Annotated in this window: 9 protein-coding genes; 1 reads left to right on the top strand and 8 read right to left on the bottom strand. The window is 61.0% G+C overall.

Going from position 1 to position 8,109, the window contains the following annotated elements; translation table 11 throughout:
- Window positions 1-89 precede the first annotated feature (89 nt).
- From LQ215_RS28935 to plsB, 5 genes are all read right to left on the bottom strand, one after another.
- Window positions 90-779: a DUF4197 domain-containing protein gene (locus tag LQ215_RS28935; RefSeq protein WP_230153665.1), complete on the bottom strand. Its 690-nt coding sequence runs from the start codon at window positions 777-779 to the stop codon at window positions 90-92.
- A 33-nt stretch (window positions 780-812) separates the two neighbouring features.
- On the bottom strand, window positions 813-1,217 hold the full coding sequence (locus LQ215_RS28940; protein WP_230153666.1) for a YbaY family lipoprotein: 405 nt from the start codon (window positions 1,215-1,217) through the stop codon (window positions 813-815).
- A gap of 186 nt (window positions 1,218-1,403) precedes the next feature.
- Window positions 1,404-1,739 (bottom strand): YbaY family lipoprotein, encoded by a 336-nt coding sequence (locus LQ215_RS28945; protein WP_230153667.1) that lies wholly within the window; start codon window positions 1,737-1,739, stop codon window positions 1,404-1,406.
- A gap of 113 nt (window positions 1,740-1,852) precedes the next feature.
- Window positions 1,853-2,200, bottom strand: coding sequence for a hypothetical protein (locus LQ215_RS28950; RefSeq protein ID WP_230153668.1), 348 nt, complete (start codon window positions 2,198-2,200; stop codon window positions 1,853-1,855).
- Window positions 2,201-2,386: 186 nt separating this feature from the next.
- The gene (gene plsB / locus LQ215_RS28955; protein ID WP_230153669.1) at window positions 2,387-4,885 is read right to left on the bottom strand and encodes a glycerol-3-phosphate 1-O-acyltransferase PlsB; all 2,499 of its coding nucleotides are present in this window, start codon (window positions 4,883-4,885) and stop codon (window positions 2,387-2,389) included.
- Between the two features lie 242 nt (window positions 4,886-5,127).
- On the opposite strand from plsB, the gene LQ215_RS28960 reads away from it, so the two are divergent.
- A complete protein-coding gene (locus LQ215_RS28960; protein WP_230153670.1) occupies window positions 5,128-5,337 on the top strand; it encodes a cold-shock protein in 210 nt (69 codons plus the stop codon).
- 147 nt (window positions 5,338-5,484) lie between these two features.
- Here the strand turns inward: LQ215_RS28960 and LQ215_RS28965 are convergent, their stop codons facing one another.
- The 3 genes from LQ215_RS28965 to dapE form a co-directional block, all read right to left on the bottom strand.
- A complete protein-coding gene (locus LQ215_RS28965) occupies window positions 5,485-5,862 on the bottom strand; it encodes a hypothetical protein (RefSeq protein WP_003198200.1) in 378 nt (125 codons plus the stop codon).
- Between the two features lie 82 nt (window positions 5,863-5,944).
- Entirely contained in the window at window positions 5,945-6,754 is an 810-nt protein-coding gene (locus LQ215_RS28970) for a putative RNA methyltransferase (RefSeq protein WP_230153671.1), read from the bottom strand.
- Window positions 6,754-7,905: a succinyl-diaminopimelate desuccinylase gene (dapE, locus tag LQ215_RS28975; RefSeq protein WP_230153672.1), complete on the bottom strand. Its 1,152-nt coding sequence runs from the start codon at window positions 7,903-7,905 to the stop codon at window positions 6,754-6,756. Before dapE ends, LQ215_RS28970 begins: the two co-directional genes overlap by 1 nt.
- Window positions 7,906-8,109: the final 204 nt, after the last annotated feature.

The raw sequence follows: 8,109 nt of genomic DNA on the forward strand, positions 1-8,109 counted from the left end.
CGCGATAGCGGTGCAACAGCCAACAGAGATGTTATGGCTGATACCGCTATCGCGAGCAGGCTCGCTCCCACAGTGTTTTTGCGCTTGGCTCAGAGAGTGCCGAAAACCTTCTTCGCCAAACTGGTCGCCGCCGCCGCCGGGTTCTGGCGAATGGTGGCTTCCTGCTTGCCGATCATCTCGAACAACCCGTCCAGCGCCTGCTCGGTCACGTAGTTTTCGATGTTGGCGCTCTTGGCATCCAGCACGCCAAAGGTTGCGGCCTGGCCGGCGAAAGCATTGTATTTCTGCGCCAGGCCGACCTTGTCGGTGGCTTGCTTGACGATAGGCAGGAACTTGGCGCGGATCTGCTCGCGGCTGCTCTTGTTCAGGTATTGCGTGGCCGAGTCGTTGCCGCCGCTCAAGATGCCCTTGGCATCACTCACGCTCATGTTCTTCACGGCGTTGACCAGGATCGGCTGGGCCTGGACCACTGCGGCTTCGGCAGCCTGGTTCATGCTGGTTTCCAGTTGATCGACCTGCTCACCCATGCCGAAGGCTTTCATCTTGCTGGCGACTTTGCCGAGCTTGCCTGGCAGTTCGATCTTCACATCCGGGTTGTTGCTGAAGCCGCCGGGTGTGCCCAGTTGCTTGACCGCCACCTGCGCGCCTTGGGTCAACGCGTCCTTGAGACCGCCCGTGGCGTCCTTTTGCGACAGGTCGCCCAAGGACAGGGCCATGGCATTGGCGCAGATCAGCAGGCCCGCGCACAGGCCGGTGAAACGGAGGGTTGAGCGAAGCATGATGGGGTCCTTGAAGAAAGTTGGAAAAAGCAATCAGCGTGCGGCGTTGACGCGGATCTTCAACGGCTGCGGATCCTCGCCATCGAGTTGCACGGCGTGTTGTTCAGTGGTGATGAACATCAACTGGCCGTCCACTTCGATGCGGGCGCTCACGGCATAACGATGACCGGGCTTGACCTGGGCCGGATCATAACTGAGGTGGAACGGCAGCGGGACCTGGCCTTTGACCGGACCACTCTGTTCATCGAGTACCACCGCCGGGGCATCGGCCAGGGACACGTCCTGCAAGCTCACGGTCAGTATGGCGGTAGAAGGCAGGGCGATGCGTTGAAGATAAAACACTTCGCCGTCGAGGTTCCGGGTGGAGGCGCTGGGCGGGAATGACGACTGGCAAGCGGCCAGCAAGCCAATGAGTGCGAGCAGAACGAGCTTTTTCATTTGGGCGTACCTTTTTTACTTTGACGCCAACAACGTGCTGGCGCCAAAGCAAATCTGGAGCATCGAGAGGTAAAAATCCAGCCGAAGCGTCACCGCCCAGACGATTCTTCCGCCCCTCGATGGGTGAAACTCAAACGCCAGACACGCAGCCTATTCTTGAATAGGTGGGTTTATGAAGCATGGATATTACACCGAAGACATCAGTATCTCGATTGGCTTCAGGTAATTGGCGCGAGGGTCGACGGTATGATTCTTTTTAGTGGTAAAGCGCAGTTCGCCTTCCGTTTCGATACGCGCCCTGACCACATAGGTATGATTTTCGATGATAGCCGATCCCGGCACTCGGAGTTCGAAGCCCAGGCCTGCGGTTTCGGCGTTTTTAATCACGCAAGTTGCAACGGTTTCAGCCGGCGCGTCGGCGACACTGATGTCTTCAAGGGACGCATAGAGCGTCGAGTTGGGAGCCAGGCTGATTTTTTCCAGGTAGTGGGCGATGCAAGGCAGGTTGTAGTAGTGGTTCACAGTAATGTCCTTATATTAAGTTTTTTGCCATCAGTGGCACTGGATGACACCAGCAAAGTGCAGGCGTCAAAGAGATTGGAGGCGCTGCCTCATATCCAATAGAGCGTTGAGACTCAGGAACCGAACGAGGGTGGCTGAGTGGTTTCGGTGTTCGATACGGGCGCAAGGGTCAGATTGACATCAACTTCCTGATCACCACCGTTCCAGATGAAGGTGTGTGGGGTATCAAGAAACACTGGGGTCGGGCCGTTGATTTGCACTTTCAGCGAAAACACTTCCCCTTTGGTGGCAACATCGCCATCAACGGTCAGGCTGACGATCCATGGCATTTTAGGTATTTGGTTGGAACCGCTGCCACCGGAGGTATGCGGTGTTGTGAAGCTGATGTGAGTACCACCGCTTTCAGGCAATTCATAGCCGTCAGGCAGGTGAATGGATGCTGTAATGGTGTGTAGGCTCATGCTGAATTCCTTTTCAGTACGTCGACATTGACGTGAGCCCATCCTAGAGGCCTGTTCCAGAGTTCTCTGTAGGTCTTTTCTTCGTTTGATGTCGCTTTAGCCGCTCGGCAGCGTCGGAATACTCGCTGGCGCCCGATCAAACTCACCGGAACTGCTCCATGTTCCTCGGTGAGTGATCGGCAACGTTCAACGGTCGGGGCTGACGGCGACCTCCGCGGCGTCTTCACTGCGATGCAGCGCCACCTGGCGGATCGACAGGCGAATTTCCGCCGGTAGCACTCGCTTGGCCGCGCCTTCGGCCAGTTCGCCCAGCAGCTCGTGGTAGCTGAGTTTGCCGGCCTCGTCGCGGCGCAGCACGTCGAGGTCGAGCATCGTCTGGATGAAGTGGCGGAATAGGCTCTTGTCGAAGAATTCCGGCGCGTTCAGGCCATGCAGGATCGACAGGCGTTGGGCCATGACGGTGCAGAGGTCTTCCAGTTCTTCGGCGCTGATGGTGTTCTGGCCGCTGTTGAGCAGCAGCGAAACGGTCATGTAGAAGCGCTGCAAGGTCTGGGCGATGCTTTTTGACAGCAGGGTCAGCAGCACGAAGTGCCGCGAACTTGGCGCCGGACGCAGGTACAGGTCATTTTCGAAACGCAGCAGGCCCTGTTCGACAAACGCGTCGAGCCACTGGTCGACCACGCCGTCCAGTTCTTCCAGCGACCAGCGAATGAACAACTCCGATTGCAGGTACGGGTACAACGCATGGGTGTAGCGCAGGATCTGCTCGCGGCTCATGCGCGAGCTGCTCTGGAAGAAGCTCGCCAGCAACGCCGGCAGGGCGAAGATGTGCAGGACGTTGTTGCGGTAGTAGGTCATCAGCACCGCGTTCTGCTCCTCCAGGTACAGAATCTTGCCCAGAGCATCGCTCTGTTCCGACAACAGGTCCATGCCCTTCACATGTTCAATCAGGGCCCGTCCATCGCCTTCGGGCAGGGTGGTGTGGGGCGAGTAAGGGACTTTGCGCAACAACGCCAGGTACAGGTCGAGCATCCGGGCCATGGCGCGGTCGTCCAGGGCCAGGCGGCTGGTGGACAGCAGCGCCAGGGCGACGAGGTTGACCGGGTTGATCGCTGCCGCTTCGTTCAGGTGCCGGGCCACGCGTTCGCCGAGACGGTGGGTGGTCGCGTTGAGCCAGGCCGGTTTGAATTGCGGGCCCAGTTCCTGTTGGCGCCAACCCGGCTGTTCGCCGTCGAGGAACTCCGCCAGCTTGATTGGTTCGCCGAAGTTCACCGCCACCTGGCCGAAGCGTTGCTTGAGGGCGCCGATGACCTTGAAGATGTCGAAGATCGATTCTTTTTTCTTGCTGGCCCCGCGCAGTTCGCCCAGGTAGGTGCGGCCTTCCAGTACCCGTTCATAACCGATGTAGACCGGCACGAACACGATGGGCATGCGCGACGAGCGCAGGAAGCTGCGCAGGGTGATGGCGAGCATGCCGGTCTTGGGTTGCAGCATGCGCCCGGTGCGCGAGCGACCGCCCTCGACGAAGTACTCCACCGGAAAACCTTTGGTGAACAGCGTGTGCAGGTATTCGTTGAACACCGCGGTGTAGAGCGGGTTGCCCTTGAAGGTGCGGCGCATGAAGAACGCCCCGCCACGGCGCAGCAGGCCCCCGATCACCGGCATGTTGAGGTTGATGCCGGCGGCGATGTGCGGCGGCGTCAGGCCGTTGCGAAACAGCAGGTACGACAACAGCAGGTAGTCGATGTGGCTGCGGTGGCACGGCACATAGATGACTTCGTGGCCTTGGGCGACGTTCTGCACGCCTTCAATGTGGTTGACCTTGATGCCGTCGTAGATCTTGTTCCAGAACCAGCTCAGCACCACTTCCAGGAAACGGATCGCGGTGTAGGTGTAGTCCGAAGCGATTTCGTTGCCGTAGCGCAGGGCCTGGGCCTTGGCTTTTTCCGGGGATATTTTTTCCCGCTCGGCCTCGTCGGCAATCGCCTGCTTGACCAGCGGCTGGTTCAACAGACCCTTGACCAGGTTGCGTCGGTGGGAAATGTCGGGGCCGATGACCGCTGCTTTCAAATTGCGGAAGTGCACCCGCAGGATCCGCTGGGCCATGCGCACGGTGCGTTCGTGGCCCTTGTCGTGTTCGATCAGTTCGCGCAGGTGGATCGGCGCGGAGAATTGCACGCGGGTCTTGCGCCCCAGGATCATGATGCTCAACAGGCGGCGCAGGCGCCCGGTGACGGCCCAACTGTCGGCGAACAACAGCTTCCAGGGGCTGGATTCGCTGTCGGGCGACTGCCCCCAGAACACGCTGACCGGAATGATCTGGGCGTCTTCGGCGGCATTGTGGCTCAGGGCGTCGACCAGTCGCGTCAGGGTCGGCGGCGCACCGCGCTTGTCCTGGCGGCCGAGCCAGTCCGGCGCTGGCGTCAGGTAGAAAAACGCCGCCGGTTCCAGCAGGTTACCCACCGAGACCGGCAGCACTGGACGGGGCAGGCCGGCCTTGGTGCATTCGGTGTCGAGCACCGCCAGGTCGGTGAGCGAAGGGTCTTGCAGGACGTAGAACACCGGACGGCTGCGGTCGAGGTTGAGGGTGAAGGACGACTGGTTGATCGTCTCGGAGCGAACCCAGAGGTACAACAGTCGGCGCAGGGTGCCAAACACAAGACGGCGGAACGGGGAGCGGGTCATACGGCTTCTGCATGAGTGAATGGAATGGAGCGGGCGCCAGTGTGCCGGATTCGCCGAAAATCGGCAAAAAAGCGCCGAAGTAAAGTCAGTTGAGAGTTTTCTCGGGTGTCATATACTCGGCCAGTGACCGCCACGGCCTCCCTTATGGAGGGCCGTACGGTGGCTAAAGTTCGTACGGCTTTACCTTTTGCGGTTGGGCGGGAAAAGCCGACTCAAAAAAATAATAAAACGGAGTGAGCATCATGGCAGAACGGGAAACCGGCAATGTTAAGTGGTTCAACGACGCCAAGGGTTACGGCTTCATCCAGCGTGAAGACGGGGCGGATGTATTCGTGCATTACCGCGCCATCCGCGGCGAAGGCCACCGTTCACTGACCGAAGGCCAGCAGGTCGAGTACGTGGTCGTGAAAGGGCAGAAGGGCTTGCAGGCTGAGGACGTGGTGGGGGTGTAACCCGCATTCACTGCCTACACAAAAACCATTGTGGGAGCGAGCTTGCTCGCGATAGCGGTGTGTCAGTCACTTCTAATCTGGCTGATCTACCGCTATCGCGAGCAAGCTCGCTCCCACATTGGTTCCTCGGTGGGCTGGAAGTCAGCGTCACGCCGTCTTCCAGGTAATCTCTTCTTCCCCATCGGCACTGATGCGAATCCAGCGATCTGCCGATTCCTCACCTTCTTCCTCGACCCAAGAGCCAGGCGCGCAGCGCACTTCGACGTTCAGCGCGGCGAAGGCGGCGCGGGCGCAGGCGATGTCGTCTTCCCACGGGGTCTGGTCACTTTCCAGGTACAGGCTGTTCCATTTGCCCACTGCCTTGGGCAGCCAGGTCACCGGAATGTTGCCGGCCTTGCACTTGTAGGTCTGGCCTTTCTGCACCCAGTCGCTGCACGGGCCCAGGGCCTGGCCGAGCCAGGCGGCGATGGCCTTGTGGTCGACGTCGGCGTCTTTGAGGTAAATCTCGATATCGGGTTGGCGCATGGATGTCCTCGCTGCGGTCTTGAAAAATCCATTCGCGGATTTAACGGGGCCCGAGCGGTTGCCCGGGACCGGAATCAAAAGGTTATTGAAGAACGAAATAATCGTAGCGCATCGACACCGTGACCTGGAACGGCTCGGCCTGCTCGATCACGCTGGCACGGCGTTCGGCACTGGCGCGCCAGCCGTGGGGCGTCATGGCCAGCAGGTTGGCGCGGTCCTGGCCATTGTCGAGGGTCAGCTTGAATTCGAGGGTTTCGCTGTGATCCAGCACCATGCCCGGCGGCACCAGGGCCAGGTGCTTGTCGTCGGTGTATTCGCGCACTTCGTCGTACAGGCGTTCGCGCAATTCCATCAGGTGACCGGCGGTGGGGCCGACTTTCATCAGGCCGCCGCCGGGGCTGAGCAGGCGCTTGGCCTCCTGCCAGTCGAGCGGGCTGAACACGCTGGCCAGGAACTGGCAGCAGCCGTCCGCCAGCGGCACCCGGGCCATGCTGGCGATCAACCAGGTCAGCTGCGGGTTGCGTTTACAGGCGCGCTTGACCGCCTCGCGGGAAATGTCCAGGGCATACCCATCGGCGTTGGGCAACGCTTCGGCGATCTGCGCGGTGTAATAACCCTCGCCACAGCCGATGTCCAGCCAGCGCCCAGGCGCGCGCTCGGCGGCCAGTTCGGCCAGGCGCCGGGCGACCGGGGCGTAGTGCCCGGCGTTGAGAAAGTCGCGCCGGGCTTCGACCATCGCCTGGTTGTCGCCGGGATCGCGGCTGTTCTTGTGCTGCACCGGCAGCAGGTTCAGGTAACCCTGCCGCGCGCGATCGAAGCGGTGGCCGGCCGGGCACACCACGCCGTTGTCCACCGCGTTCAGCGGTTCATTGCAGATCGGACAGGCGAGCATCAGGCGAGCAACTTGATCAGCGTCTTGTAGTAGATCTCGGTCAGCACATCGAGATCGGCGGCCAGCACGCGTTCGTTGACCTGGTGGATGGTCGCGTTGACCGGCCCCAGTTCCACCACTTGCGTACCCATGGTGGCGATGAAGCGACCGTCGGACGTGCCGCCGCTGGTGGACGCCTGGGTTTCGCGCCCGGTGACGTCCTTGATGCTCGAGGATACGGCGTCGAGCAGCGCGCCGGGTTCGGTGAGGAACGGCAGGCCGGACAGCGCCCAGTCGATGTGCCAGTCCAGTTGATGCTTGTCGAGGATATCGGCGACGCGCTGTTGCAGGCCTTCGACGGTGGATTCGGTAGAGAAGCGGAAGTTGAACACCGCCACCAGGTCACCGGGGATCACGTTGGTCGCGCCGGTGCCGGAATTGAGGTTGGAGATCTGGAAACTGGTCGGCGGGAAGAAGTCGTTGCCATGGTCCCAATGCTCGGCGGCCAATTCAGCCAAGGCGGGCGCGGCCAGGTGGATCGGGTTTTTCGCCAGGTGTGGATAAGCCACATGCCCTTGCTTGCCGCGCACGGTCAACTTCGCACCGAGGGAACCGCGCCGGCCATTCTTGACCACATCGCCCACCAAGGTGGTGCTCGACGGTTCGCCGACGATGCACCAGTCCAGTCGTTCCTGGCGGGCCTTGAGGCGTTCGACCACGGCTTTGGTGCCGTGGTGGGCCGGGCCTTCTTCGTCGCTGGTGATCAAAAAGGTCAGCGAGCCCTTGTGGTCCGGGTAGTCGGCGACGAACCGTTCGGCCGCCACCACCATCGCCGCCAGGCTGCCTTTCATGTCTGCCGCGCCACGGCCGCAGAGCATGCCCTGTTCGTCGATGACCGCATCGAACGGATCGAGCTGCCAAGCCTGCACCGGACCGGTCGGCACCACATCGGTGTGCCCGGCGAAACACAGCACCGGACCCTCATGCTTGCCATGGCTGGCCCAGAAGTTATCCACATCCTCGATGCGCATCGGCTCGAGCGCAAAGCCCGCGTTGCCCAGGCGCTGCATCATCAGTTTCTGGCAATCGGCATCCACCGGCGTCACGGACGGACGGCGGATCAGGTCGCAGGCGAGTTGCAGGGTCGGCGAGAGGTCGGCGTGGGCCGTCATGAAAGCTCCGGGAATATAGTGTGAACGCAAGGCTTGTGCAGGCGCGGGCTGGCTCGCGCAAAATGGCGGTTATCTTATAGCAAAACGACCACTATGGGCCCCTGGGACGGGACAGGTGGAACACAAAACCTGTGGGAGCGAGCTTGCTCGCGATGGCGGTGGATCAGTCGATACTCTATTGACTGGACTGACGCCATCGCGAGC

The organism is Pseudomonas brassicacearum (genome assembly GCF_918698105.1).
Classification (GTDB): domain Bacteria; phylum Pseudomonadota; class Gammaproteobacteria; order Pseudomonadales; family Pseudomonadaceae; genus Aquipseudomonas; species Aquipseudomonas brassicacearum_F.